This window comes from Microvirga sp. VF16 (assembly GCF_016864375.1).
GTDB lineage: Bacteria > Pseudomonadota > Alphaproteobacteria > Rhizobiales > Beijerinckiaceae > Microvirga.
The window spans coordinates 411,371-434,941 of the sequence record NZ_CP069356.1 but is presented as its reverse complement, the minus strand read 5'-3'; the positions used below and the strand labels follow the sequence as shown (position 1 = coordinate 434,941).

Here is a 23,571-nt window from a genome sequence, read left to right as displayed (position 1 = left end):
CCCCTGCGGCTGAAGTGCTGGTTTTACAAAGCCGGTGGCCTTCCCCGCTTGGTACCAAAAGAGCGAGCGGGAGTGCCAGGAAACAGCGACACATGCGTGTGCTGGGCCACCCACTCCTCACCCACGGCCTGCCGCCCGAGCGCAACTGTCGCGCGCCCAGGCCGATCAAATGCCTTGCCGTCTTCGGTGTAGCCCGTGGACTCGAACACCGCCATGCCGACTGCCGTGAGGCGGTCGGCTGAGATGATCGTTCGCAGGTCATCCAGGTGCCACCGGAACTGGTCGATATGGTCCCAGACGTGACGCCACTGCTCTCGTTCGGTCGCCTCGCGTCCAATCGTGAACGCGATGAAGGAGCCGAAGGTGATCATGTCTGCGGCAAAGAGTGGTCGGGAGCCGACGAAATCCCCCGTCTGAACGCAGAGTTGGAGCTTCCGGAACCAGCGGCGGATCAGGGCAACGTCATCGTCGTGCTCAGCCATGACAGCCTCCTGGAACTGAGGCTTGCAGGCCGATGGTGCGCGTGGCCTCGCAGAGGGTCAAGCCGTCCGCAGACTTCAGGTTCGCGACCGAATGGGCTGGCTGACGGGCAACCGTAGGTGTATGGTGAAGCTTCTACCAAGGTGGAGCGAGGCCATGACCATAGCCGCTCGCCAACACAGCCATCTCGCTGCTCAAGCGACAGGTCGCAGCCGGTCGGCCCAACGAAGGCAGGCACGGCTCCGTCATATCCATCGCCTCTCCCATGCGCAGCACCTCGGTCTCGTTGACGAGGTCCTTGCGGGCCGTCGCTCAACATACATGCGCGACCGCCTTCCCGCCGTTCTCCCCCACCTGCGAGCCTTCGCGTTGTCCCTGACCCGCGATCCGGACCGGAGTGATGATCTTGTGCAGAGCACCCTCCTGCGGGCTTGGGCAAACCTGGATCACTTCCAGCCCGGCACCAACCTGGAGGCGTGGCTGTTCACCATTCTGCGCAACAGCTTCTACTCAGAGCATCGTAAGCACAGACGCGAGATCGAAGACCCAGACAGCGGCTTTGCCAGACGCCTGATGGTTCATCCTGAACAGGAATCCAAGCTGATGCTAGAAGACCTTCAACAGGCGCTGTCGCATCTGCCGCCCGAGCAGCGTGAGGCTCTCCTCCTGGTGGCCGAGCAAGGCGAGACCTATGCCGATGTGGCAGCTCTCTGCGGTGTCGCGGAAGGCACGATCAAAAGCCGGGTGAACCGGGCTCGCACCCAGCTTGCCGCGTTGTTGCACATGGAGAACCGGCACGATTTCGGCCCGGATTGGGTGATGCAAGCCGCGCTGCAGCAGCCGAAGGCCACAGCTTCCATGTGAAACCGTCCCTGATTTCCAGAGTGGAGGGTCACATGTCCACTTCGAAGGTAGACAAACCGGGGCAGGAGAAGGTCGCCCAAGGCGAAGCCCAGGAGCCGACTTCCGCTTTCCTCAAGCCATTACAGCCCTCGCCGGAACTGGCGGCTATCGTGGGCTCAGACCCCTTACCGCGCCCGGAGGTGGTGAGCCGAGTCTGGGACTACATCAAGAAACACAAGCTCCAGAACCCGCAGAACAAGCGGGAGATCATGGCGGACGAGAAGCTTCAGGCGGTGTTCGGGGGCAAGAACAAGGTCAGCATGTTCGAAATGAACAAGCACCTCGCGCAGCATCTCAAGTGACCGCCTCGCAGAGCGAGCTACGCAAACTGCTCCGGGAAGCAAACTACATCTGGAAGGACAGCCCTTTGTTTGAAAAGAAGCAGAGCTACACACCCGCAGAAGCCCAGCGGGCCTACAAGCAACTGGGTCAGCTTGTCGCTAAGAAAAGCATCAATCCACGGCAGGCCAGCGCGTACCGGCGACACATTGCCAGCCGGGTCCAAGTCACGCTGAAGCCGTCCTACACTGCACAGGCGGCACGGTGGGCCAAGGCCGAGATTGTAAGGCTGACCGATGCTGGGGCGCTCACCATGAAGTCGGCAGCGGCGTACCAAGCACACATCACCAAACGTACCATCGGAGCCTAAAGCTTGTGGTCTGGGAGACTTTGGCTTGGATGATCCTGGGGAACCCATGACGATGAACCCACCATGTCTACATTCATTGGGATCATCCGGCTGCCAAAGCCGCACTTAATGCTTTGGATGCTTTGGTTTCCCCCAAGCTCTTTACTTAGGCTATGGTATCCCGGAACGGCGCGCGCAGCCTTGGCGTTACAACTGATGCAGGTTTTCGACACACCTGCTCTGAGTGTCCTGGAGGGCTCGTATGGCGAACGCATCTGGCATCGGCAGCCAACCCACTCCTGATAGAGCAGAGCCTAAGTCAGCGGAGTGTCCCCCGGACAACATGCTGCCCGAGAACTCGCAGGAGAGCCTCGATGCAAGGCTCGATCATGCCATCGAGGAGACCTTCCCGACGAGTGATCCGGTCTCGGTAACCATCACTAAGGGGCCTGAGCCTGATCGCTCTGATCAAGAAGCCAACATCTCTTCGGCGGATGACCAGCAGGGCCAACCGGAGCAGGGCTCAACCGAGCATGTTCTTGATCAGGTGCGGGAGGCGCTCAACGATGTCGCCGGAAGTGCCGCCGAAGCCGTAGGGACTGTGTACAGCCAGGGCGAGCGCTACGTGCGGCATGCAGGCGAACGCTATCCGCAGGCTGAGCGATATGTTCGTGAGGGGCAAAGCCTTGTGGGCCGATATACGACGGGGAACCCGCTTCTCTCGCTCTTCGTCGCTGGAGCCCTCGGCTATGCCCTGGCCTGGATGATCCATGGCGAGAGGCGAAACCGGGACAGGCGCGTGCCGGATTATGCCAGGACCAGACGCGACTATGCTTCGCAGGGTGACGCCCAACACCGGTGGTGACAGGCACACCAGCGCCCAGGGAGGCAGCGAGGTTACTCGAACACTTTTCAAAGGAGGAAGTGATGGCACAAACTGATACGACAACTCGCACCGACGCACCGGGAGTGATGACCGGCAAGCCCTTGATCGAGAGTGATCGGGTTGAGGGAACCGCCGTGTATGATCCGCAAGGCGACCACCTTGGCTCGATCAAGCGCCTGATGATCGAGAAGATCAGCGGCAAGGTCGCCTACGCGGTGATGTCGTTCGGCGGCTTCCTCGGGATGGGCGAGGACGAGCACACCATCCCGTGGGGCAAGCTGACCTACGACACTGGCCTGGGCGGCTACCGCACGGACATCACCGAAGAGCAGCTACGCGGCGCTCCGACCTTCTACCGGGATCGCGATGATTACGACTGGTCCGACCGGGAGCGCGAACGGGAACTGCACGACTACTGGCGAGCCCCGTACTACTGGCCGATCTGAGCGTTAGATGAGGTCAACTCGCACGGTGCAGCGGTAACCCAGAGGAGCGCGAATGCTCCTCTGGCCCATGTGAATGAGAGAAGTGAGGAATGCCGGATGGTTCCGAAGCCTCACCCAGGTTCAGCAATTCTCAGAGATGACACCCACAACGTTGTTGGAGGCCGAGTTCAACATGGCAAAGAACCCGTGGCTCAGTCTCTGGTTGAGTGCAGCAAATACCTGGGCTGGGGCGGCTCGTGGCTTCTGGACAGCCGAGATGCACCGTCAGCAGAAGGCGATGTTGAATGAGATGACGCGACCGAAGTCTCGGTCCTCGACCAAGACTCGCTCATCCAAGAAAGCGGCATCGGGTGTGCGGAGGAAAGCCAAAGGCTGATCATGGCCACACGCTCTCATCCGACATAGCCTCAATAATCCGGCACCAGCCGTCGCTCGACCAGCGGCGCATCCATCCGGAACCGCAATCCCGCGCTGTCGTAGTGAACCTCCACCTCGGCATTGCACTGCATCGGCAGAACCCGCTCAAGGAGCATCAAGCCAAAGCCCTGGTGCTGCGGCTCACTCACGGGTGGACCACCGAACTCTCTCCATTCCAGATGGAGCCTTCTGCCCACATCAGTCTCGACCACGTTCCACCTGATCTGGATGTATCCAGTCGGAACCGACAGAGCCCCGTACCGGACGGCGTTTGTGGTCAGTTCATGGAGCGCCATGCCGACTGGGACCGCCAGATCAGCCGATAATTCAACGCGTGGGCCAATCAGCATGAAGCGCGGCACTCGGCTTTCCGCAAAGGGTTTGAGTTCGTTGAGGGCGATTTCCCGCAGCGGTGCCGTCTGCCAATAGTCCTCGGTCAGCAGGTTGTGGGTCTTCGCCATCGACATAATGCGGTTGGAAAACGAGCGGTAGAACTCGTCAAAGCTGCCGGTGGACCGACCCGTGGCTCCGACGAGGCCCTGGACGGTTGCCAGCGTGTTCTTCACGCGGTGGTGAAGCTCGCGCACGAGCAGAGCCTGCCGCTGCTCGATCCTGCGACTGACCTCCAGGGCCTCACCCTGTTCCAGAATGACCCGTCGTCGCTCCAGTTGCGACATGACCTGCCGCGTCAAGGCTTTGAGGGCAAAAGCCTGATCGTCGGTCAGATCGCGCGCCACATAGTCGAGCACGCACAGGGTGCCCAAGGGTACACCGTATGGGGTTTCCAGCACGGCCCCGGCATAGAAGCGCAGGTGCGGCCTGCCCGCCACCAGCGGATCGGCGGCAAACCGCGCGTCTTGGGTCAGGTCGGGGATCACGGTCAGGCCCGCGCCACGAATGGTGCTCACGCAGATCGAGCGGTCCAGCGGCGTTTCGCGAAGACCGAAGCCTACCTCGGCCTTGAACCACTGTCGATCATTCTCAATAAGGCTGATGAGGGCGACCGGGGCCTGACAGACGCGTGTGGCAAGCTGTGCCAGATCGTCGAATTCAGGCTCGGGCGGCGTGTCGAGCACCCGGTAGCTGCGCAGGGCAGCCAGCCGCTCACTCTCGTTCCACGGGCGAGACATTTGTTCGTTCGTCACGACGGCTACTCACGCCACCACGGTGATGAGAACGGGCGACATGAGCGCGAGTTCGGGCCAATCCGACCCCTTCCCCAGAAGAGTTTAGGGACGCCCGACTGCAAGCTGCTGACAGGCTTCGACCAGCACGGCAGGCGGAGCGGGCTTCTCAATCCAGGGCACATGATGAAAGTCCGCCAGAAGCTGGCAGTTTTCGCTGAGGCCCGAGTAGATCAGGAATGGCACCTCGCGCCGTGCGAGTTCAAGAGCGATCTCGCGGCAGGGACCATCCTTCAAAGCCGCGTCCAGAATCGCGGTGTCGGGCGTCTGGGTCCGGAGCCATTCCAAGGCAGCGGCACAGGTGGTAAAGAGGCCAGCCACCTCATAGCCTGCGTCCTGTAGCTCGTCCTGGAGATCGAGCGCGATCAGGGCCTCGTCCTCCACGACGAGGGCAAGCGGTTTGCCATGATCCTGCTGGATCATCCGACGAGCCTTCACCCATTCCGCTTGAATCTATCCTGAAACGGCAAGCTTGACGATCACTTGGGTTAATGTAGCAGCTTACCGGGCCGCCAGGAGTTCATCCCGCAGTAATGCCTCGAAGCTCACCTCAATCTCACGGACCAACTCCTCAAGGCGTGGGGATAGCTGCTGCGGGAGGGGCTCGGCATACTTGATCTGGAGTCCCGCACCGATCCGGTCCTGTGTCTGACCTTGAATGTCGCGCCAGAGACTGTCCCTCGCTACGCATGAGGAACAACAAGGATCAGATCAATGGGCCACTCTTCGTTCGCGTCACATACCGTAAGGCGTTCCCTGCCAATCCGCTCTGTTCTGGGAGCGTGGCAGTAGACGGCCCAGGCCAGCCGACTTTCCAACATCACGGGAGATTTTCTAACCTATGTTAACGGCCCAGGTGAAACCAAGGCTGCCGCAGTCGGTTCTGCTCCCATAACGTCTGAGGGCAATTTGGTTGACGAATAAGCCAGAGGCGGGTGGCTCCGATGCACTCGCCCGAGGATAGTCGCATGACATGGATCGCCACAGCCGACTGCTGGGTTGGCCTGAAGCTTGCTGAAATGATCGGACACGACCTCCGGTCTCTCTGTTCCGAAGTCCTCCACATACCTCTCCCGGAACACCTGACAGCCATTGTCGCACGGCTGGAGGTCTATGGGAGGGGTGACCATGGCCGGTAAGCAAACTTCCTCCAAGTTTGGGTACTGGCACCTGATGGAGACAGCCCCACAGGATGGATCACCTGTTCTCCTGTTCACTCAGTGGCGCGAACGAGTTGTTGGACACTGGTCGCCAGAGCGCGGCGTCTGGATTGACGCGAGCCACGGGTTGTGGTGGCCGTCTGCTGGATGCCGCTCCCGGACCCACCCGTGACGGAGGCGAACGATGATGGAGAATGTTCTTACTCATCGAATCATAGCGGCAGCCGCCCAGGCATTCTGGTGTCAGGATGACTTCCTCCATGAGATTCAGATCACCCTCGCGGCTCTGGCCGATGTGGAATACCGCCGCGAGAAGGACCGTGAACGCCTGAAGCAGCGGTTTGGCCCAGATGCCGTCAAACACCGCCTGTGGGTTGAGCGGGAGAGCCGCTACCAAGCTGACCGTGAGCCGTACTTGCGGAAGCTCGAACAGCTTCGGCGGCGGATCAGAAGCGACCTATTCTCGGGGCTGTAGGGCTGCGTCGAGGAGACATGCCGCTGACGCTTCGTTTGAGGTGGGCCTCAAGCCTAACCCGATGAGGTCGGAGGGCCTGTAGTTCCTGATCAAGACCGTCACGAACCGACTATTAGCGATGCCCTATTCTTCCGTCAGTTCACGGATTAGTCGAATCATGCCCGTCATCCGGTATGGCTTGGGTACAAAGCGAGCGTCCGGAGCGACCCCGGAGAACCCAGGTGTAATGCGCCTGAGACGACGACGACAATCTGCGGATGCAGCGTCCGGGCGATCCGGGCCAGATCAAAGCCATTGAGGTCATCGGGTGTTACGGCTTCGGTAAACACTAATCGGATATCGGCCCTCCGTTGCAGAAGGGCCACGGCGTAGGTGGCGGACGATGCCTCAACAACATAGAAACCTTCTCCCTCACGGGCATCGACGGCCATTGCGCGCACGTGCGGGTCCGGTTCAACAACAAGAATTGTTAGAGCAGAGGAGGCTTGGATATCGGGCATAGTTGCCGACCAGATAGTGCGCCGATCTATGAGGTCAGGGCTTGACGTTCGAAGGCTGACACCGTCTGCCATCAGCGGCAAAGACTCCCCCGATTCATTTAACCTGATGGGTGAAGTCAAGCCGTGGACGTAATCGAGAAGCAGGCAACTAAACGGTTGCAGGTTCACAGGTTCCGTTGCAAACCCTGACTTAGGTTAAGCGAAGGCCGAACGTGATCCAGATCAGGCAGCAGCGCTGAAGAGAGCAGCAATGAAATCACGCTGAGCCTTCATGTCGTTTGCTGGTGCGATCGCGACCTGCCCTTTGCGGATCATCGCCATAGCCTCATAGCCAGCAATTGTCTGCGAGGCGGTCGAAAAGCTTTTGAAGCCCAGCCCCGGCCGAACCAGGTGCTTGATGCGCCGGTGATCCTGCTCGACGATGTTATTCAAGAATTTCACCTGTCGGAGTTTGGCAAAGCGCCAGAGTTCTCCATCACGTTTCATGGCTTTCGCCGCAATAGGATAAGCGGCGTTCTTGTCGACCGTAATGGTGCGTGGATTAACTGTATGCGGCTGCTTCAAGGCCTTGCGGAAGAAGCGTCGGGCGGCAGCTGCATTCCGTTTGGGTGAGAGCAGAAAGTCGATGGTTTGACCGGTCGCATCGATAGCGCGGTAGAGATAAACCCACTGACCCTTCACCCGGATGTACGTCTCGTCCACCCTCCACGAGCCATTCGCGGTTTGGAGATGAGGGCGGATGCGCTTCTCAAGTTCCGGTGCATAGGCCTGAATCCAGCGAAAGAGGGTGGTGTGGTCTACCTGGGCGCCTCGGTCGGAGAGCATGCACTCAAGATCACGATAGCTGATCGGGAACTGCAGATACCAGCGTACCGCCCACAGAATGATCTCTGCCGTGAACTGCCGACCCTTGAACGAGTTCTTGTAATTCAGTTTCACCCTCAGCCCCTCTCAGCACCCTTATGTCGTAGCTCAGGCGGAGCGAGGTCCAAAGCTGCAACAGATCCGTTGCAGGCGCGTTGGTGAACGCTCCGAGCCAAGGCAGCCAGGATGCTTGTATCATCCGAGTCCAGAACAGTAGCGGATTGGTAGCTTCCAGAAAGCGCCCTAAACCCTCGAATGGAGGCACCGGCCGGACGGCTAGAAGCATCCGCTCCGGCCCACCTTCCCAGGCGCGGCGATGGAGGATCTCGATGTCGGCATTGGGGAGGTGCGCGGTTATCTTTGTTTCATCATAAATACCTTGAGCCATGGCCTAATCTCCAGGTCCGTGCAGGACTAGCATAACCGCGAATGTGAAGCACTTCGTGCGCCAGTGAGCCGCATCTCCGCCAGCGGAAGGCGGGGTGTGGTAGAGCAACGAGCGGCTCACACAGCTTCGTTCCAAATGCCGGCCCGGTCAGAAGACCGGAACCTCCGGTCATCTCTGGTTGCTCGCTTTACAAATGCCTCAACGGCTGACAGCCTTTGCATCAAGATGTCAGCGGCAGCACTGGTAAGTCCCCACGTACTCGGTGTTCCTTCAATATAAACCGTGAAGGTGCCGTCCTGAGTGGCTTTCTTGGCAACCCGAGCCATCGCGCAATGCTCCTTCTGTGAAGCGTTCGAATCCTGAGGCGGGATTCGAACGGGAGAGACAGGGTCCGCATCGACGAAGCGGTGGTCGTGTTACGATGTCAGCCTGTGACAACTGCCCGGTGCGGCTCATTCCAGTGATGGGCCGGGTTAGGTTCCTGCGTCGTAGGCCAAGTACCAGTGCACGCAGAGTAGATCACCGATCGATCAAAATGCCGGCCTTTGAACACTGGGTCCTCCGCTACCGAGACTATCATCCCCGTAACTAAATTCTGAAACAAAGCATTTGCGACAGACCTCTCATGCGTGCCCGTCTGGCTCGATCATTGCAAGGAAGCATGCGAGCGAATGGCAGGCGTACACCCCGACATCTCGCTTCAGATACCGACGGCCGTCCTCATCACGCTCAATCTCCTTCGTCTTGTGCTCGATCCTGGCGAGGATACCGCGCCGGAACACGTAGGGCCTCCTGCAGTGCGCACATCGGCCCCGCTGATTGAGCCGTGGGCTCGGCACCTTCGATGGGTCCATCAGGATGCCAAGGATTCTCATTAAAACCTCACCGGGTTCTCACGTCCCGCCGTCGGGCTCGATGAAACAGAACACCTCTTCCTTGCCGAAGGTGGACGATGACGGAGGTGGCGCGCACAGGTGAGGTTCAGCGCCGAGTCCATCGGGCACCTGATCCCGCGGCACGATCTTGCTGGGAGGAATGTCCACCCACTGGCCGTATTTAAGCGCGGTCCATCGCTTCTTGACGCTGTCCCACTTCGCTTTGGTGGGAGCGCAGTCCTGCTCACTGCAACAGCTCGAGTTCTTCACGTCCGGGCGCATGATGCCGTTATAGAGGTGATGATAGGCGCCGTGCGCCGTCTGATGCTCGTGAGAGTATCCCTCCTCGGCCCTGGCAGGGAGCGAGTAGAAGAGGGCCGCAATGACCATGATCGTCATCACGACAGCCAAGGCGTTATTGAAGGCCGCCCAGATTCCGGCACGCCGCATCGAAGCCTCCTTTCCCCAAGACCGACGCTCGGTCAGGTCGGCGGTGTGCCCTGAGCCGTCACGAGCGCCGTCACCCGCAGCCGCACAGCGTTGCGCCACCATAAGGTGATGATGATCGCGGCCGCACTCCACGCCAATTGTCCACGTGGTTGGCTTGATTACACCTTGGTATGGGCTGGGGATGCGCGCGGTATAAGCGGGAGCCCTCCGATGGCTGAGCACCGGCTGCGTGGTGTTAGGGGCCCGAGTGCCGCCTCGACCTTCGCTGGAGGGAACGGCACGGAACGCAGCCGCATCATCGTGCGATCAAAAGGCAGATCCGACCCATGCTCGAGTTCCGGACCATAGCCAGTGCCATCGTGATCCTGAGCGGGATTGAGATGATCCCCATGATGTGCAAACAGCAGGCGAAGTACGCCAGCAATCTGCAACCGTCGCTTGCCTAGCCGTTTTACATGTCCCGCCCCATAAGCGCTTAACAGAACATCTGCGACTTTCTCGTCTATGCTTCGGATGTGCGACAGAACCAGCAGAAGCGGAAGGGCGGATCCGATACCCAAGAAAGCGCAAGGCTGGGCCTTCGCCGGTCTCAATCGGTCAACGCCATCGCCGATCTGACGATCTGATCGCGCAGCCAGATCGACCCTGGTTCCCTGTCGGCCCACCGGTGCCAGAGGACGCGATAGACGAAGTCCGGGACGTCGAACGGCACTGGATAGGTCGTCAGCCCCTCCGATCCTATCGCGTTGAGGACCCGCGAGGGTATCGTCATAACGAAAGGGGTCGCCCTCAATATCGCGGCCGTCGCCGCGAGGTGAGCGGTCTCCAATGCGACAGACCGGGACTGCCCGATCGCCGAGAGCGCGGTGTCGATCAAGTTGGGGATCGTCGTCGTGAAGTTCACCTTGAGATGCGGGTAAGCCAGGTAACCCTCTAGGCTGAGGCTCCGCCGATGGTTGCCTTGCGCCAAAGGATGGTGCGAGCCAACGACGACGACATGTGTCTCCCGGAACAACTCGGCGCTCGAGAAGGGGTCTCCGGGGGGATCGGTCGCCCAGAACGCCACGTCGAGCCGGCCATCTGCCAAGAGGTCGTAAACGGACTCGTCGATGCCCTGGAACGTGAAGCTTGCGCCGGGCGCTTGGGCAGAGAGTTCGGGGCAGAGCATCGGGAGCAGGGTCAGCGAGGTGAACTCGCTCGCGCCGATCGTGAACCTGCGCTTCGTCTCGGCTGGAGCAAATGTCGGCTCTTTCAGCGCGCGCTCCACCGCGCCCAACGCCTCACGGAGCGGGGACGCCAGTGCCACGGCACGCGCCGTCGGAGCGAGACGTCCGCCGCTGCGGATAAACAGGGGGTCGTCGAGCAGGGCGCGAAGCCTGCCCAAAGCGTGGCTGACGGCTGGTTGGCTGAGCCCGAGGCGGCCCGCAGCGTCAGTCACCGAGCCACAGTCCCAGACCTCGTTGAAGACAACGAGCAGGTTAAGGTCGATCCTCGCCAAATTCATCTTGTTCATGTGACCATGATATCAATGCATTTGCCGAATGTCTCTCCGTCCGACATAGTGCGGACCATCACCCGTTCTGCTCGGGGTTTCGAACCGCCGTCAGCTGCCGGAGCTCAGGCCACTCCGTCGCCGGGTCGATCCAACGCAGTCAGCGCCGTTCAAGATCGAATCTTGCTGGCAGCGGAGACTGCACCACGCCATCGGGTCGCGGGACCGACCTGACATCAAGAAACACCGGGAATCGCTATGACCGAACCTCTCAAGACGAACCGGAGACGAGTGCTGGGTACCGCCGCGGTTGGACTTTTCGCTCCCGTCATGTCGCCCCTCCTGGGTGCAACGATGTCCTCGGCGCGAGCCGCGGCGGTGGCGGGACCGTTGGACCTCGAGATCAAGCGGTATCAGCTCGGCTCGTTCAAGTTGACGGTGATCAGCGACGGCGCTTCTATCCAGCAGAAGCCGTGGGAGACGTTCGGCACCGACCAGCCGCAGTCGGCCGTGGAAGACCTCCTGCGCACCAACTTCCTGCCGACACAGAAGTTCGCCGTGAGCTATGCACCCGCCATCCTGGATACGGGGAGCGAGGTCATCCTGATCGACACGGGCTTTGGGGAGAGCGGCCGGATGTCGGGGTCCGGGAAGATGTTGCCCGCTCTGGCAGCGGCCGGGTACAGCACCGATCAGATCTCGATTGTCCTTCTCACGCATATGCATCGCGATCATATCGGCGGCCTCATCGAGGGCAGTATCTCGCCGTTCGGGAGCGCCCGCTACGTCGCGAACGCGACCGAATACGACTTCTGGGTATCGGACAACCGTAAGGGGACGCCGGCGGAGGCTAACCATCTCATCGCTCTCTCCAACGTCAAGCCGCTCGCTCCGAAGATGACGTTCGTGGAGGATGGGCAGGAGGTCGTTCCGGGGGTGACGGCCATCTCCGCCCCAGGCCACTCGCCCGGGCACATGATGCTGCATCTCGAGTCGGACGGCCAACGGATGGTGATGATCGCCGACACGGTCGTGCATTACGCCCTGTCGGTCCAGCGCCCCGATTGGGAGGTGCGCTTTGACATGGATAAGGCGCTTGCCGCTGTCAGCCGCAAGAGAGCACTGGACATGATCGCGACGGACCATTTGCCCTTCATGGGTTACCACATGCCGCACCCGTCGATCGGGTATCTCGATCGCTCCGGATCAGGCTATCACTACGCCCCGGCGACATACCAGTTCGATATCTAGTAACCCTCGGTCGGGATGTCCGCGCTCGGCCGGCGCCGGTCGATACGTGTCTGGTGGCGGAACGTTGTTGGGACCAAGTGCGTTGCGCGATTGAGGAGTATGCTTGGCGCTTTGACGGCCTGCGGCGCCGAGCTCCTCATCGCAGGAGGACATGATGCACTCCCTTCATCCGCAAGCCCGCACCACTCCAGCCGTCCGCCAGGAGATTGCCCGCTCATCCGAGCCGACGGGCGTGCTGGCCCAGCGCTTCAGTGTGAGCACCGAGACGGTCCGCAAATGGCGCAAGCGCGGCCCCAAAGACTGTCAGGACCACAGCAGCCGGCCGCACAAGCTGCCCTGGAGGGCCACCGAGGAGGAACGCGCCATCGTCTGCGCCCTGAGGCAGGCCACCGGCTTTCCGCTCGACGATCTGACCTTCGTGGTCACGCATTTCCTGCCGCATCTCAACCGTGATGCGGTCTACCGCATCCTCAAGGCTGAAGGCTTAGGCCGCCTGCCACCGGCGCAGCAGCGCCAGCGCCGGAGCGGCACCTTCAAGGACTACGATCTCGGCTTCGTGCACATGGACATCAAACACCTGCCCAAGCTGAGAACCGCCAATGGCGAGAGCCGCAAACGCTTCCTCTATGTCGCCATCGACCGCTGCTCGCGCTGGGTGCACCTGGCCGTCAAAGACGACGAGCTGGCCATAAGCGCGATTGCCTTCCTCAAAGAAGCGATCCGCGCGTTTCCCTTCAAGGTCACCCACGTGCTCACCGACCGTGGCTCGTGCTTTACCGCTGATGGCTTCGAGGACGCCTGCCACCAGTTGAAGGTGGAGCATCGCAGGACCAAGCCCTACACGCCGCAAACCAACGGTCTCGCCGAGCGCTTCAATGGACGGGTGCAGCGTGAAGTGCTCGGCATCACGATCTACAGCCATGGGGATCTGGAGACGCTGCTCAAGGGCTTCAACCAAGCCTACAACAGAAGACGCCAGCGCGTGCTCAAGGGGCGATCACCGGACGAGGTCGTGCGAAGCCGCTTGGTCGCTGAGCCGAAGCTGGCCAATCGGCGCGCGAAGCCACCCGATCCACACGCTTTGCCTCAAGCCCTCCAGGTCGTCGCTCACGCCAAGGAGGTCTCGCATCCAGACAGAACATCAGTGGCTTAGCGTCCTCGCGATGACCGCAAAATGGCGCTCACAACGCCGATACGTCGAGTTTGCGATAGAACCTTTCAATGCCATCTAAGATCACGCGCACTGGTGATAGACTGAAAGCCCAGCATGGGGCGGACGCGGCGTTTGACGGCACGGTGATCCTGCTCAATCCAATCCCGCAGTCGATTCATTGTGTCATAGGACAGGATCGCCGCAGATTTGGCCTGGCTGCCATCAATGACGATCCGCGCGAGGCGGACCGATCGAAATGCCTGCCGTTGAACACCACGTCCTGCGCTGACGGGATTTCAATCACAGTAGCGACAACTCGGAAACAAACTGCTTGCGCCATAACCCAGCTGGGATCTACCAAGGTGCGACAGCATTCTGCCTCGTGGATGAGGGCACCTATACTTTGATGTGATTGCTGTCGCATAGGGATGCCGCTTAAATACTGCACTGCGATAGGGCGAAGAGGTCGCAGCATTGCTGCAGTCTTGAACGTTTCCTCCTCAAACTCTGGGCCGCTGGTGACAGTGGCCTTTTTCTTGAGTGCTCCCTTGAGCGGGATTAAAGGCAAGTCGGCACCGAGCCTTGAGGGAGAGTTAGGATGAGATGACCCGCGTTCCGCGAAAGCTCCGATCCCACCGGGCAAACATGGTCCTCGTTTTGCCAAGGCAACCGATTGGAACAGCCGATCCGAACAAGGCGCATTCGCTGCTTTGTCGTGCCTCCGGACACATTTTCGCAAAGACGCGCACACCCGGTTCAGAGGAGACGCATCATGGCGCAAGTCGAAGGAGTCGAGGACTGGTCCGTCGCGAACCAGCATCTCGAAGAGGTTGGCCTCACCCGAATGCAGGCGAATGTCCCGTTCGTCATCCTCACTCGCCTGACGAAGGGCAATGGGATGGTCTCTATCGCAGATCAGCCGGGGACCAGCGACACGCCATATGCCCGCATCACCAGACGTACCAAGCGGCTCGAGGTCCTGTCCTACGGCGGAGTGGAACGCTTGCATGAAGCAACCGGGTGAAACCACGTTTGGCTGGATTCTGACGCAGGTGGCGCGGCTTCACCGCTTTTACCTGAATGAGAAGCTGGCTGAGATCGGCCTGTTCGCCGGTCAGGAGCAGGTGCTTCAGGTGCTCGATCAGCAGGATGCGATCACGATGAGCAAACTTGCCGCTATCCTGCGGGTGCGCGCACCGACTGCCTCCAAGACTGTGACACGACTGACGGCTTTGGGCTTTGTTGAACGGCAATCCGATGGCGGGGATCGGCGCTCGGTCCGGGTCAAGCTGACCCGAAAAGGCAAGGCCGCTGCCGCCCACCTACATGCACTCTGGGATGAGGTGGAGAGCGACATGGTAGCGGGGTTCGATCCGAAGGAGAACAAGCGGTTGCGCAAGCTTCTCCTGCGAGCGGCGACGAACCTTGGTGCAACCCTCAGCGGCACTGAGCAGGACTTCGATAGTCCGATCGACGCCTCAGACGATCACCATGTTTAGGCGACGGCACCAAGGCCTCTCCAGCCTTCCCTTCGCACTCTCTGCCCGAGGCACAATTCCGTATCAATTGGACACCCATCATGCCGGTTGAGATCGAGCGCAAATTTCTTGTTCTGAGTGATGAGTGGCGCAAGGCCGCCACAGGGTGCCAGCGGCTGCGGGACGGGATGCTGGCCCGCTTCGGCGACGGCAAGGTTCGGGTGAGGATTGCGGATGATCAGGCGTGGCTCACGGTCAAGGGGGCGCGCATTGGTCTGCGCCGGTTGGAGTTCGAGTACGAAATAGCGTATGCCGAGGCCGAGGAGATGCTGCGCACCCTCTGCCCTGAGCCGCTGATTGAAAAGATCCGGTACTTTGTCCCGTACGACGGCTTCATGTGGGAGGTTGATGTCTACGAGGGGGCTTTGGAAGGCCTGATCCTGACTGAGATCGAACTGGAGCACGAGGAACAGGCTTTCACCATGCCTGAATGGGTTGGGCCAGAGATCACGAACGATCCGGGCTACAAAATGGCCAACCTGTTCAAGCTGCATGCGGACCCGCAGAGCCTCTCCCGCAAGAGGGCAGCCTTGGCGGCCTCGTCAACTTAACGGGTCTTGCTTGCGTTACGAGGGTTTTTGATCCGGAGCAGGTTACGAAAATTCAACGGCTTAGAGGTGAGTGTGACGCTTTCAATCGACCCTTACTCGCTCAAGGTGACGATGCTACCAGAAGACCGCCGGAGCGATGCTCCTGTGGGTGCGGGCGCATCGCAGCCCGGTGGCGATCGGGCTCGTGCTGAATCGGCCACCAATCCGCTCGTCCTCTCCTGCCCTGGTGTGGCCGAGTGATGGGCTCGCATGTGCTGAATGTAAGCTGCGATCGGCATCGTCAGGGACTCGTGCGCCCTGATCTCGAGGGCGTGGCCATCAGGAGTGTCGCGGATCCAGGGCTCACCCTCTTGCGAGAAGTATTCCGTGCGGTGCCCGGCCATGTGGTCGAGCGTGAGCGTGTCAGACGGCACTGTAATCGTGTCCGACAGTGGAATGGGCTTCGAAGCCTGGGTCAGTCTGCGTGTTGAGTATGTCGGCTTGGGCAGACCGCGCTGCGGCGCTGCGATCGAGCTCGCGGAGCACCCAGCGCCGGGACCGCCGCTTCATTGAGAGCTTCATCCTCGCCTCCTGTGTGCTGGATGTGCGCAGGTGCTGCGTGGATATGACAGAACAATAGTGCGGGGAGCGTGCGTCGCTCTATTCTACGCAGGTTGGACCGGGGCCTATCTCGGTCGAACCGAATTCTGCCAAGGGTTTGGGCGAGCTATCACTTGGTGTTATGGCGCAGCGCGATTGCCAACCGGTGGCAAGGCCGGACACCTCCAGGCGCGGGCTGCTGGCCGCGATCTGCTCAAGCTGACCTGAGAGGCTCTGTCGCATGTATCGTCCTGTCTGGATGGCGCCCGTTTGGCAATGTGATTGTTGACGACGTTTGGGCCTAGCGGGGCGGATGCGGTCATGTCTCCGGCCTTTGAACGCGGTGCTACATGACCGCGGGCCCTGATGTTTTACGCTGGAGCTGGTCCCTCTCACATTATCGCGCTCGACTGACGCAAGACGACACCACGGGTTTGCCAGTTCCGGCGATCCATATCCGCTTGGCTTCACATCATCTCATCGTCACCGTGCCAACTGGGTTGCCCCAAGGGGCGAATGGTTTTGAGCTGGTCGTCTATGAGGCCGCCGGCGCGGCCGCTCCCTTGCCTCCCGGGCTCGTAAGCCGTGCTCCTGGCCATGACCGCCCAGGCGATCCGGGCGATCTTGTTGGCCAAGGCGACGGCGACCACCTTGAATGGCTTCTTGGCCAGCCGCGACCGGGCCCAGTCAGCCAGGGCCGTCCTGGTCTTGGCCGACTTCATGCTGTAGAGCGCCGCGTGTGCGCCGACGACCAGCAGCTTGCGCAGATGCCGATTGCCCATCTTCGAGATGGAGCCGAGCCTCGCCTTGCCGCCGGTTGAATGCTGCCGGGGCACGAGGCCGAGATAGGCGGCAAACTCCCGGCTGCCCTGGAACAGGCCGGCATCCGGAACACTGGCCGAGAGACAAGAGGCCGCAATCGGGCCGATGCCGGGAATGGTGGCGAGCCTGATGCTCACCGGATCGCTGCGGTGGGCCGCCAGAATGGCCTTGTCGAGCTTGGCGATCTGCGCCTCAATCTCAACCAGCATCGCCGCCAGAGGCTGGAGTGCGACCCGAGCTGCCGCGGGGAAGTCTGGATTGCCCTCCTCATGGAGGAAAGTGATCAACTGGCGCGTGGTGCGAGCGCCCTGAGCGACCACGATGCCCAATTCGGCGAAGTGGCCGCGCAAGGCATTGATCAGGGCGGTCCGCTGCCCGATCAGGAGATCGCGGGCTCCGTGCAGCATGAGGGTGCTCTGCTGCTGCGGGCTCTTGACCGGAACGAAGCGCATCGACGGCCGCGTGACGGCCTCACAAATGGCCGCCGCGTCGGCGGCGTCATTCTTCTGCCGGCGCAGATAGGATTTGACGTAGGCGGGAGGGATCAGGCGGACGTCGTGACCAAAAGCCATGAGCGTGCGCGCCCAGGGGCGAGCCGTCGCGCAGGCCTCCATCCCGATCAGGCAAGGCGACAGTGTGCTGAAGAAGCCTGGGACCTGGCTGCGCCGCAGTGCCCGGCGCAGGACGATCTTTCCACTCCTGTCGACGCCGTGCAGCTGGAAGACGTTCTTCGCGATATCAAGGCCGATCGTGACAATCGTAAGCGCGCATTTCAGTGCACCTCGTAAGGCGGCATTCAGGCTGGCTGTTTGTTGAAGTTGAAGGGCAGCAGGTCCTCGATATCGGCATCGTCGGGACGTTGCGGCAATTCGGTGAGGACGTGTCGTAACCACGCCAAGGGTTCGACGCGGCAGGCCCGGCAGGTCAGCATCAGGCTGTAGATGACGGCGCTGGCATGGGCGCCCTGGACTGTATCGCTAAAGAGCCAACTCTTCCTGCCTGTTGCAAAAATCCGGATGTCTCGCTCCAGAAGGTTGTTGTCGATCGGCATCCGGCCGTCTTCGGTATAGCGCGTCAGGTATTCCCACTGGTTGAGCGTGTAGGAGACGGCATCTTCGAGCTTGGTGTCTGGCACAACCTTCGGAGCGATAACGTCGAGCCATGCCTTGAGGGCGTTCAGGACCGGAACGGCATGTTTCTGGCGAAAGCGGCGTCTGGCGTCGGCTTGCGTTGCGCCCTCATCCGGCTCTTCGTCCCGCGCCTGCCTTTCAATCCGGTAGAGCTGGTCGAAGAACGTGAGGGCCTGCGCCGGCGGCCCGCCGGGTTTCTTCCTCGCCTTGAGGGCGTCGACAAAGCGCCGCCTGGCATGAGCCATGCATCCAACATGCGTGGCCCCGTTCACCGTGCGCCAGGCCGAGTAGCCGTCACTCATCAAGATGCCGCGATAGTCGCCGAGGAAGGTCCGCGGATGTTCCTGCCCGCGGCCGGGCTGGTAATCGAACAGCACGATCGGCTGCTCGCTGTCCTCGCCGCTGCGATAGGTCCACATGTACGAGGTGCTGGTGGGGTCCTTACCCTCTTCCTTCAGCACCTGAACCGTGGTCTCGTCGCCATGGATGACGGTCTGGGATCGCAGCCGCAGCTTCAGCGCGTCATAGAGGCGATGCAGATGCCTCTCGCTCGAACCGATCACCCAATGGCCCAGAGCGCCGCGGCTGACAGGAACCCCGGCCCGTGCGAAGGCCTGCGCCAGGCGATAAAGCGGCGTGCCGTCGACATATTTGTGAACGAGCGCGAAGGCCAGCGTCGAGGCCGTGGCGATGCTGCCGGGCAAGGGCTGCGCGGGCATCGGCGCGATGACGACGGGCGTGATGATCCCGGTGCGGTCGCAGTGTCGGCATGCATATTTGAACCGCGCATTCTGCAAAACCTTCGCCTTCACCTCGATCTGCAGCTGCTCGGTCACTAGCTCGCCCATGCGATGCATCGGGTTACTGCAGCACGGACAGTTCTTCTGGTCGTCGGCGAGGTCATACTCGACGCGCTCGCGTGGCAGGTTCGCCGGCAGGGGCCGGCGCCCGCGTTTCTGGCCGTCCGGCTTTTGGGTGTCCGGCAATCCCGTGTCCGGAAGTTCAACGGCATCCGCCTCGGCGCTGCCCTCGTCTGCATCGGCCTCGCGGGCGACCTGCTCGGCTTCGTTGAAGACGCGATCCATGTGCTTTTCGCTCCGCGGCGCAAACCGATGCAGCCGCGCCAGTGCCAGTTCTTCCTCCAGCTTGACGATGCGCTGCGAAAGAGCTTCCCGCTCGGCCTTCAGCGCGGTGATTTCGGCCGTATGCGCCGCCAGAAGCGCCATCAACTCCGCAACGGTCGGGGTGCCGGCTCGAGTCATCGTATTGTTGAATCGGAAGCCTCCCCTGACGTCAACCGGCAACCTCACCCGACAAATTCGTATTGCCGCACCGGATGGCGGACCATCGCGTCGAGATCGATGCCGTCGAGCAGCCAGTGCAACTGCTCGGCGTCAAGCAGGACCACCGTCTCCGGCCGCCGCGGCCAGCGGAACTTGTCTTGCGTCAGCGCCTTCAGCACCAGCACAAAGCCCGACCGGTCAAAGAACAGCAACTTTATCCGGGTACGCCGGCGATTGCAGAAGGCAAACACCGCACGCTCGAACGGGTTGAGGCCCATCGCCTGCTCGACCAGGATCGCCAAGGTGTTGATCCCGGCCCGGAAGTCGATCGGATCCCGGTGCAGGTAGACGCGCAGATCATCAGCGAGCCGGAACATGGCACCGCCCCAGCGCTTCGATCATCGCCGACAGAACCTGCGCATCCGCATCGTCCAGCTCCAGCCGCACCCCGTTCGGCAGCGCCGCCGTCACGCGGACCCGTGCCGCTGGCGGCCGAGCTGACGGGGCCGGCAGCCGCGCCATCGGCGTGGTCTCAACCACCGGCACGAAGGCTGACGGCGCGCCGCTCGGCATCACCGTCAACGCCGCCTTCTCGGTCGCCTTCCGGTCCTGGCGCAGCTTGACCCACTTGCGCAACTGATTGGCGTTGATCCCGTGCGCCAGCGCGAGCCCTGCCACCGATACCCCCGGCTCGAGGCAGGCGTCGATCAAGCGCTCCTTCTCGACCGGATCAAACCACCGCTTGCCGTTGCGAAGAACCCTGACGACCCGCAACTGCCCTGGTACTTCCGCGCTATTCACTGTCATTGCGTCCGCAGCCTCCATTGCGGACACAGACTCCTTCACTGCATCAGCAATGAAAAGGTGCAGAGATTTGCGCGCTTACTGACAATCTCTGGCATGGACGTGGATCCTCTCCGGTTCTTCAACATGCCCATTCTGGCACGTCTGACGCTGGTGGAGGGCGCCATCCACGACATCACATTAACTCGGGCGTGAGAGCGAGGCGTGTAGATGGGCTGGCATGACTCAGCCCGTCAGCTACAAGCGCCACCGCTTCCCGCCCGAGATCATCGCCCATGCGGTCTGGCTCTACTTTCGATTTCCGCTGAGCCTCCGCTTGGTCGAGGAGATGCTGCTGGAGCGCGGCATCCTCGTTTCCTATGAGACTGTCCGGCGATGGGCTCTGAAGTTCGGGCCCAATTACGCCCGCCGCCTGAAACGCAAGAAGCCGAGCCGGCGCGACATTTGGCATCTCGACGAGGTCGTGATCACCATTGCCGGCCAGAAGCACTGGCTGTGGCGAGCCGTCGATCAGGATGGCTATGTGCTCGACGAAATCGTCCAGACGCGGCGCGATACCAAAGCGGCCAAACGCTTGCTGAAGCGTCTGTTGAAGAAGCAGGGCTGTCTCCCTCGGCGGATGATCACCGACAAGCTGGGCTCCTATGTTGCCGCCCGGCGCCAGATCATGCCGGCGGTTGAGCATCACTCACATAAGGGTCTGAATAACCGGGCCGAGAATTCGCATCTGCCGCTGCGCCGGCGAGAGCGGGCAATGCAGGGCTTTCGATCACCGGGAGGCCTGCAGTGATTTGTCAGTGTGTTCCCTGCCGTCGGCAATCTCTTCGTTCCACCCCGTTCCCGCCGCTCTGCCCTTGCCATCCACCTTCACCGCCTCGACGCCATGGCGGCTTGGAAGGCTGCAGCCTGCGTTGCTGCCTGAGCCACTTAGGAAGCGAAGTTTGCCTTTACTCGTCCAACTTCAGTTAACGTGACAGGTCCCAGTGGAGACAACAGTGACGCTGGATTGTGGCGTGCACGTCCAGCGACTTCGGTCAGCAGGCGGGTTCTTCTGACCATTCGGCGACGCAACCCACGCAGAGCGACGTTCTGATAGTGCATGGACGAGCTGGATCGCCGTCATAGTGTTGCCGCAATCCCTAACCGAATCTTACCTCCGACAAGAAAGGGGATTGCGTATGAACAGAACATTCACGACGCTCGGGGCTTCCGTGGTTGCGCTAGGAACCCTGATCGGTAGCGTGGAGGCGAAAACCGTCTTTTACGAAGTCAACGGACAGCGTTACTCATACGACACCAGCAATCGTCGGCAGACGGCAGCTGCCCGCAAGGTGATCGAGGTCGCGAAAATTGCAGAAACAGCCAATGCGAAAGCTGCTGCGGAGCGTGCGAGCAACCCCCTGGTTGCCGTCTTCGGATCGCAGGCGCAGAGAGAGGCTGAAGCGGCGCAGGCACAGCTCAATCAGATCGTAGCAGAGCAGGAACAAGCCGCAGCCGCCACAAAGGCTCAGCGGGCGGCGCAGACTGCTACGGAGGAGAGTTCCGCGAAGTCTGGCAATGGGAAAGCTGAGAACCCGACACGCGTCAGCGAGCAGGATCAGGGAGCCGCAATCGGAATACCGACTGCCCAGCCTGTGACACCCGATCTTGCCGCCTCGGCAGAAGCAACCCATTCTGACAAGATCCCAAAGGCTGCGATCAAATCGGTTTTTCTTGATGCGGACACCGGGATCAAGACGATCATCCGAGCTGATGGATCAATGCACGAGGAGCCATTTGATCCCAGCGTTCTGTCGAAGCTCGATCCGGAGAGCCGTTCCGCGCCCCTTAGCAATGGTCCCGATACAGGGAAACTGGCCATGCCGGCACCGGATGGCGTGACGGGATCCACCAGCGTCCGAGGAACGACGTTTGGGATGAACTCGGGTGCTGCCTTGGACCGCGCATCTTTCGCCAACTGATGATGATCCAAGATCGATCTAGGTTCTGTCGCAAACTCGAAGTATAGGCATTTTGCAGCGCCATTTTGCGTCGTGACCGCAGCGCTAAGCCGTTGATTCTACAGCAGCTGGTCAGCGCGGAACCGCTAGGGCCTGTTAGGGCTTGAACTCATTTTGTTTGGAAGCGTTTTGCTCGTCCTGTTTGAGGAGGAGCTATGCTGACGGATGCACAATGGGCGATGCTAGGGCCACTGGTGGAGCAGTGCCGTCCCAAGGGCAAAACCCCGCCGCAGGATCTGCGCCGCACGCTTGAGGCGATCTTGTGGCGTCATGAGAACGGCGCGAAGTGGCGCTCTGTGCCAGCTGAACTGGGCCCCTGGTGGCGAGCCGCTCAGACCTTCATCCGCTGGGCGCGGTTGGGTGTCTGGGAGCGCCTGCTCCATCTGGTGCAGAACCATGGGATCCAGCTTGGCATGACCTTTCTGGACGGCACCAGCGTGCGGGCGCATCAGAAGGCGGCCGGAGCGCGCCGAAAAGGGGCTCTCAAGCTGAGCGAGACGATCGTGAAGCACTTGGCCGCTCTCGTGGCGGCTATGGCACCAAGGCTTGCGTGATCGCCGACGGTCTTGGACGCGCCGTCGCATTTCGGATCGCGCCCGGCCAAGCGCACGAGCTGCCGCACGCCCTTCCGCTGCTGGAGCAGCTACCAGGCGTGCCGACCTGGGTTGTGGCGGATCGCGGCTACACCAGCCATGCCTTTCGCGAGCATGTCTGGCGCATGGGAGCCAAGCCGGCCATTCCACCGCAGAGGCATGAGGCGCCGGTCGCTTGTCCAGACTGGATCTATACCAATCGAAATCTTGTCGAGCGGCTCTGGGCCCGGCTCAAGGAGTGGCGCGCTGTTGCAACCCGCTACGAGAAGACGGCCTCATCGTTCATGGGCGTGCTCTGCCTCGCCGCTGCGCTCGACTGGCTCAAGACCTAACAGGCCCTAGTATTGGCAAGTAAAAACCGATTTTGCGACAGAACCCGCAAGGTTTGTGCAATAAACCGCGCGAAACCGGACAAAGTAGGAACGATGCTCGTCAGGCTCGTTCAGCTTATTTGTGATGACCAACCCTGAGGCGATCAGAAACCCGAAAGAGATCAAAACCATCGCAGTATCGCTTATCGTCGATGGATGATCGGGAATGTCGGGCAACGCACGTTCCTCTGACCTGCGATTGCGAATACCATTGAAGGGCTACACCAAGCACAATTGGCTGCAAAATTGCGTCAAATCGCATGATTCCGGACAAATGTTCGTGCTTCGTCCAAGTTACCGAGGTTTGTTGAATAGACCTTGTGCGCTCCCCAACCTTGAAAAAGGACG

The 23,571-nt window shown here is 60.9% G+C and carries 27 protein-coding genes and 5 pseudogenes; 15 read left to right on the top strand and 17 right to left on the bottom strand.

Annotated features, from left to right (window positions below):
- Positions 1 to 23: 23 nt before the first annotated feature.
- On the bottom strand, positions 24 to 482 hold the full coding sequence (locus tag JO965_RS34365; protein WP_203446462.1) for a ketosteroid isomerase: 459 nt from the start codon (positions 480 to 482) through the stop codon (positions 24 to 26).
- A gap of 319 nt (positions 483 to 801) precedes the next feature.
- On the opposite strand from JO965_RS34365, the gene JO965_RS34360 reads away from it, so the two are divergent.
- The 5 genes from JO965_RS34360 to JO965_RS34340 all read left to right on the top strand — a co-directional run bounded on the left by JO965_RS34360 (position 802) and on the right by JO965_RS34340 (position 3,343).
- Complete coding sequence (locus tag JO965_RS34360) at positions 802 to 1,344, top strand: sigma-70 family RNA polymerase sigma factor (RefSeq protein ID WP_203446680.1); 543 nt, start codon at positions 802 to 804, stop codon at positions 1,342 to 1,344.
- 32 nt (positions 1,345 to 1,376) lie between these two features.
- Complete coding sequence (locus JO965_RS34355; RefSeq protein WP_203446461.1) at positions 1,377 to 1,685, top strand: SWIB/MDM2 domain-containing protein; 309 nt, start codon at positions 1,377 to 1,379, stop codon at positions 1,683 to 1,685.
- Positions 1,682 to 2,032, top strand: a complete 351-nt coding sequence (locus JO965_RS34350; RefSeq protein ID WP_203446460.1) for a hypothetical protein — start codon at positions 1,682 to 1,684, stop codon at positions 2,030 to 2,032. Before JO965_RS34355 ends, JO965_RS34350 begins: the two co-directional genes overlap by 4 nt.
- Positions 2,033 to 2,273: 241 nt before the next feature.
- A complete protein-coding gene (locus JO965_RS34345) occupies positions 2,274 to 2,876 on the top strand; it encodes a hypothetical protein (RefSeq protein ID WP_203446459.1) in 603 nt (200 codons plus the stop codon).
- A gap of 62 nt (positions 2,877 to 2,938) precedes the next feature.
- The gene (locus JO965_RS34340) at positions 2,939 to 3,343 is read left to right on the top strand and encodes a PRC-barrel domain-containing protein (protein WP_203446458.1); all 405 of its coding nucleotides are present in this window, start codon (positions 2,939 to 2,941) and stop codon (positions 3,341 to 3,343) included.
- Positions 3,344 to 3,750: 407 nt separating this feature from the next.
- On the opposite strand, the gene JO965_RS34335 is transcribed toward JO965_RS34340, so the two are convergent.
- On the bottom strand, positions 3,751 to 4,905 hold the full coding sequence (locus tag JO965_RS34335; RefSeq protein ID WP_246777173.1) for a sensor histidine kinase: 1,155 nt from the start codon (positions 4,903 to 4,905) through the stop codon (positions 3,751 to 3,753).
- Between the two features lie 84 nt (positions 4,906 to 4,989).
- On the bottom strand, positions 4,990 to 5,367 hold the full coding sequence (locus JO965_RS34330) for a response regulator (RefSeq protein ID WP_203446457.1): 378 nt from the start codon (positions 5,365 to 5,367) through the stop codon (positions 4,990 to 4,992).
- Between the two features lie 921 nt (positions 5,368 to 6,288).
- Between JO965_RS34330 and JO965_RS34325 the strand changes: the two genes are divergently transcribed.
- Positions 6,289 to 6,579, top strand: a complete 291-nt coding sequence (locus JO965_RS34325) for a hypothetical protein (protein WP_203446456.1) — start codon at positions 6,289 to 6,291, stop codon at positions 6,577 to 6,579.
- A 164-nt stretch (positions 6,580 to 6,743) separates the two neighbouring features.
- Here the strand turns inward: JO965_RS34325 and JO965_RS34320 are convergent, their stop codons facing one another.
- From JO965_RS34320 to JO965_RS34300, 6 genes and pseudogenes are all read right to left on the bottom strand, one after another.
- Complete coding sequence (locus tag JO965_RS34320; RefSeq protein ID WP_246777172.1) at positions 6,744 to 7,079, bottom strand: response regulator; 336 nt, start codon at positions 7,077 to 7,079, stop codon at positions 6,744 to 6,746.
- Between the two features lie 222 nt (positions 7,080 to 7,301).
- Entirely contained in the window at positions 7,302 to 8,012 is a 711-nt protein-coding gene (locus JO965_RS34315) for an IS6 family transposase (RefSeq protein WP_203446678.1), read from the bottom strand.
- Entirely contained in the window at positions 7,915 to 8,331 is a 417-nt protein-coding gene (locus tag JO965_RS34310) for a hypothetical protein (RefSeq protein ID WP_203446455.1), read from the bottom strand. Before JO965_RS34310 ends, JO965_RS34315 begins: the two co-directional genes overlap by 98 nt.
- A gap of 485 nt (positions 8,332 to 8,816) precedes the next feature.
- Positions 8,817 to 8,884, bottom strand: a pseudogene (locus tag JO965_RS49700) (IS6 family transposase); the annotation flags it as partial.
- A 70-nt stretch (positions 8,885 to 8,954) separates the two neighbouring features.
- Entirely contained in the window at positions 8,955 to 9,113 is a 159-nt protein-coding gene (locus JO965_RS34305) for a hypothetical protein (protein WP_203446454.1), read from the bottom strand.
- Between the two features lie 111 nt (positions 9,114 to 9,224).
- The gene (locus JO965_RS34300; RefSeq protein ID WP_203446453.1) at positions 9,225 to 9,656 is read right to left on the bottom strand and encodes a hypothetical protein; all 432 of its coding nucleotides are present in this window, start codon (positions 9,654 to 9,656) and stop codon (positions 9,225 to 9,227) included.
- Positions 9,657 to 9,952: 296 nt separating this feature from the next.
- Here JO965_RS34300 and JO965_RS34295 point away from each other — a divergent pair.
- Positions 9,953 to 10,102: pseudogene (locus JO965_RS34295) on the top strand (IS6 family transposase); the annotation flags it as partial.
- Positions 10,103 to 10,245: 143 nt separating this feature from the next.
- Here JO965_RS34295 and JO965_RS34290 read toward each other — a convergent pair.
- Positions 10,246 to 11,169, bottom strand: a complete 924-nt coding sequence (locus JO965_RS34290) for a LysR family transcriptional regulator (protein ID WP_203446452.1) — start codon at positions 11,167 to 11,169, stop codon at positions 10,246 to 10,248.
- Between the two features lie 237 nt (positions 11,170 to 11,406).
- Here JO965_RS34290 and JO965_RS34285 point away from each other — a divergent pair, with 237 nt between their 5' ends.
- Both JO965_RS34285 and JO965_RS34280 read left to right on the top strand, forming a co-directional pair.
- The gene (locus tag JO965_RS34285; RefSeq protein WP_246777171.1) at positions 11,407 to 12,399 is read left to right on the top strand and encodes an MBL fold metallo-hydrolase; all 993 of its coding nucleotides are present in this window, start codon (positions 11,407 to 11,409) and stop codon (positions 12,397 to 12,399) included.
- Between the two features lie 154 nt (positions 12,400 to 12,553).
- Positions 12,554 to 13,552 carry an IS481 family transposase gene (locus JO965_RS34280; RefSeq protein WP_203446676.1) on the top strand — a complete coding sequence of 333 codons (999 nt, stop codon included), beginning with the start codon at positions 12,554 to 12,556 and terminating at the stop codon, positions 13,550 to 13,552.
- 86 nt (positions 13,553 to 13,638) lie between these two features.
- Here the strand turns inward: JO965_RS34280 and JO965_RS34275 are convergent.
- A pseudogene (locus JO965_RS34275) lies at positions 13,639 to 13,842 on the bottom strand (IS6 family transposase); the annotation flags it as partial.
- A gap of 482 nt (positions 13,843 to 14,324) precedes the next feature.
- On the opposite strand from JO965_RS34275, the gene JO965_RS34270 reads away from it, so the two are divergent.
- The 3 genes from JO965_RS34270 (at position 14,325) to JO965_RS34260 (ending at position 15,641) form a co-directional block, all read left to right on the top strand.
- Positions 14,325 to 14,576, top strand: a complete 252-nt coding sequence (locus JO965_RS34270) for a hypothetical protein (RefSeq protein WP_203446451.1) — start codon at positions 14,325 to 14,327, stop codon at positions 14,574 to 14,576.
- Entirely contained in the window at positions 14,560 to 15,051 is a 492-nt protein-coding gene (locus JO965_RS34265) for a MarR family winged helix-turn-helix transcriptional regulator (RefSeq protein ID WP_203446450.1), read from the top strand. The genes JO965_RS34270 and JO965_RS34265 overlap by 17 nt, the downstream gene beginning before the upstream one ends.
- A gap of 80 nt (positions 15,052 to 15,131) precedes the next feature.
- Complete coding sequence (locus tag JO965_RS34260) at positions 15,132 to 15,641, top strand: CYTH domain-containing protein (protein ID WP_203446449.1); 510 nt, start codon at positions 15,132 to 15,134, stop codon at positions 15,639 to 15,641.
- Between the two features lie 92 nt (positions 15,642 to 15,733).
- Here JO965_RS34260 and JO965_RS34255 read toward each other — a convergent pair whose 3' ends face one another.
- The 6 genes and pseudogenes from JO965_RS34255 to JO965_RS34230 all read right to left on the bottom strand — a co-directional run bounded on the left by JO965_RS34255 (position 15,734) and on the right by JO965_RS34230 (position 20,262).
- Positions 15,734 to 16,054 (bottom strand): hypothetical protein, encoded by a 321-nt coding sequence (locus JO965_RS34255; protein ID WP_203446448.1) that lies wholly within the window; start codon positions 16,052 to 16,054, stop codon positions 15,734 to 15,736.
- The gene (locus JO965_RS34250) at positions 16,044 to 16,202 is read right to left on the bottom strand and encodes a hypothetical protein (protein ID WP_203446447.1); all 159 of its coding nucleotides are present in this window, start codon (positions 16,200 to 16,202) and stop codon (positions 16,044 to 16,046) included. The genes JO965_RS34255 and JO965_RS34250 overlap by 11 nt, the downstream gene beginning before the upstream one ends.
- Before the next feature lie 596 nt (positions 16,203 to 16,798).
- Positions 16,799 to 17,800 (bottom strand): annotated as a pseudogene (locus tag JO965_RS34245) (IS110 family transposase); the annotation flags it as partial.
- 38 nt (positions 17,801 to 17,838) lie between these two features.
- Positions 17,839 to 19,434 carry an IS66 family transposase gene (locus JO965_RS34240; protein WP_203445812.1) on the bottom strand — a complete coding sequence of 532 codons (1,596 nt, stop codon included), beginning with the start codon at positions 19,432 to 19,434 and terminating at the stop codon, positions 17,839 to 17,841.
- A gap of 44 nt (positions 19,435 to 19,478) precedes the next feature.
- Positions 19,479 to 19,832 carry an IS66 family insertion sequence element accessory protein TnpB gene (tnpB, locus tag JO965_RS34235; protein WP_203445813.1) on the bottom strand — a complete coding sequence of 118 codons (354 nt, stop codon included), beginning with the start codon at positions 19,830 to 19,832 and terminating at the stop codon, positions 19,479 to 19,481.
- Positions 19,816 to 20,262 carry a transposase gene (locus JO965_RS34230; RefSeq protein ID WP_203445814.1) on the bottom strand — a complete coding sequence of 149 codons (447 nt, stop codon included), beginning with the start codon at positions 20,260 to 20,262 and terminating at the stop codon, positions 19,816 to 19,818. The genes tnpB and JO965_RS34230 overlap by 17 nt, the downstream gene beginning before the upstream one ends.
- A gap of 217 nt (positions 20,263 to 20,479) precedes the next feature.
- Between JO965_RS34230 and JO965_RS34225 the strand changes: the two are divergent.
- The 3 genes and pseudogenes from JO965_RS34225 to JO965_RS34215 all read left to right on the top strand — a co-directional run bounded on the left by JO965_RS34225 (position 20,480) and on the right by JO965_RS34215 (position 23,184).
- A pseudogene (locus JO965_RS34225) lies at positions 20,480 to 21,181 on the top strand (IS6 family transposase).
- A 256-nt stretch (positions 21,182 to 21,437) separates the two neighbouring features.
- On the top strand, positions 21,438 to 22,220 hold the full coding sequence (locus tag JO965_RS34220) for a hypothetical protein (RefSeq protein ID WP_203446446.1): 783 nt from the start codon (positions 21,438 to 21,440) through the stop codon (positions 22,218 to 22,220).
- Between the two features lie 194 nt (positions 22,221 to 22,414).
- Positions 22,415 to 23,184 (top strand): IS5 family transposase gene (locus JO965_RS34215; protein ID WP_203446318.1). Its coding sequence is split into 2 segments (ribosomal slippage): positions 22,415 to 22,736 and positions 22,736 to 23,184, totalling 771 coding nucleotides; the frame shifts between segments, so codons are not numbered across the junction.
- Positions 23,185 to 23,571: the final 387 nt, after the last annotated feature.

Excerpts from the sequence above, each read along its gene's own strand:
- JO965_RS34220 (WP_203446446.1), top strand. The coding sequence starts at position 21,438 with ATGAACAGAACATTCACGACGCTCGGGGCTTCCGTGGTTGCGCTAGGA.
- JO965_RS34240 (WP_203445812.1), bottom strand. The coding sequence starts at position 19,434 with ATGACTCGAGCCGGCACCCCGACCGTTGCGGAGTTGATGGCGCTTCTG.
- JO965_RS34325 (WP_203446456.1), top strand. The coding sequence starts at position 6,289 with ATGATGGAGAATGTTCTTACTCATCGAATCATAGCGGCAGCCGCCCAG.
- JO965_RS34365 (WP_203446462.1), bottom strand. The coding sequence starts at position 482 with ATGGCTGAGCACGACGATGACGTTGCCCTGATCCGCCGCTGGTTCCGG.
- JO965_RS34290 (WP_203446452.1), bottom strand. The coding sequence starts at position 11,169 with ATGAACAAGATGAATTTGGCGAGGATCGACCTTAACCTGCTCGTTGTC.
- JO965_RS34280 (WP_203446676.1), top strand. The coding sequence starts at position 12,554 with ATGCACTCCCTTCATCCGCAAGCCCGCACCACTCCAGCCGTCCGCCAG.
- JO965_RS34320 (WP_246777172.1), bottom strand. The coding sequence starts at position 7,079 with ATGCCCGATATCCAAGCCTCCTCTGCTCTAACAATTCTTGTTGTTGAA.
- JO965_RS34265 (WP_203446450.1), top strand. The coding sequence starts at position 14,560 with ATGAAGCAACCGGGTGAAACCACGTTTGGCTGGATTCTGACGCAGGTG.
- tnpB (WP_203445813.1), bottom strand. The coding sequence starts at position 19,832 with ATGTTCCGGCTCGCTGATGATCTGCGCGTCTACCTGCACCGGGATCCG.
- JO965_RS34310 (WP_203446455.1), bottom strand. The coding sequence starts at position 8,331 with ATGGCTCAAGGTATTTATGATGAAACAAAGATAACCGCGCACCTCCCC.
- JO965_RS34270 (WP_203446451.1), top strand. The coding sequence starts at position 14,325 with ATGGCGCAAGTCGAAGGAGTCGAGGACTGGTCCGTCGCGAACCAGCAT.
- JO965_RS34230 (WP_203445814.1), bottom strand. The coding sequence starts at position 20,262 with ATGACAGTGAATAGCGCGGAAGTACCAGGGCAGTTGCGGGTCGTCAGG.
- JO965_RS34345 (WP_203446459.1), top strand. The coding sequence starts at position 2,274 with ATGGCGAACGCATCTGGCATCGGCAGCCAACCCACTCCTGATAGAGCA.
- JO965_RS34360 (WP_203446680.1), top strand. The coding sequence starts at position 802 with ATGCGCGACCGCCTTCCCGCCGTTCTCCCCCACCTGCGAGCCTTCGCG.
- JO965_RS34355 (WP_203446461.1), top strand. The coding sequence starts at position 1,377 with ATGTCCACTTCGAAGGTAGACAAACCGGGGCAGGAGAAGGTCGCCCAA.
- JO965_RS34260 (WP_203446449.1), top strand. The coding sequence starts at position 15,132 with ATGCCGGTTGAGATCGAGCGCAAATTTCTTGTTCTGAGTGATGAGTGG.
- JO965_RS34285 (WP_246777171.1), top strand. The coding sequence starts at position 11,407 with ATGACCGAACCTCTCAAGACGAACCGGAGACGAGTGCTGGGTACCGCC.
- JO965_RS34340 (WP_203446458.1), top strand. The coding sequence starts at position 2,939 with ATGGCACAAACTGATACGACAACTCGCACCGACGCACCGGGAGTGATG.
- JO965_RS34250 (WP_203446447.1), bottom strand. The coding sequence starts at position 16,202 with ATGAAGCTCTCAATGAAGCGGCGGTCCCGGCGCTGGGTGCTCCGCGAG.
- JO965_RS34300 (WP_203446453.1), bottom strand. The coding sequence starts at position 9,656 with ATGCGGCGTGCCGGAATCTGGGCGGCCTTCAATAACGCCTTGGCTGTC.
- JO965_RS34330 (WP_203446457.1), bottom strand. The coding sequence starts at position 5,367 with ATGATCCAGCAGGATCATGGCAAACCGCTTGCCCTCGTCGTGGAGGAC.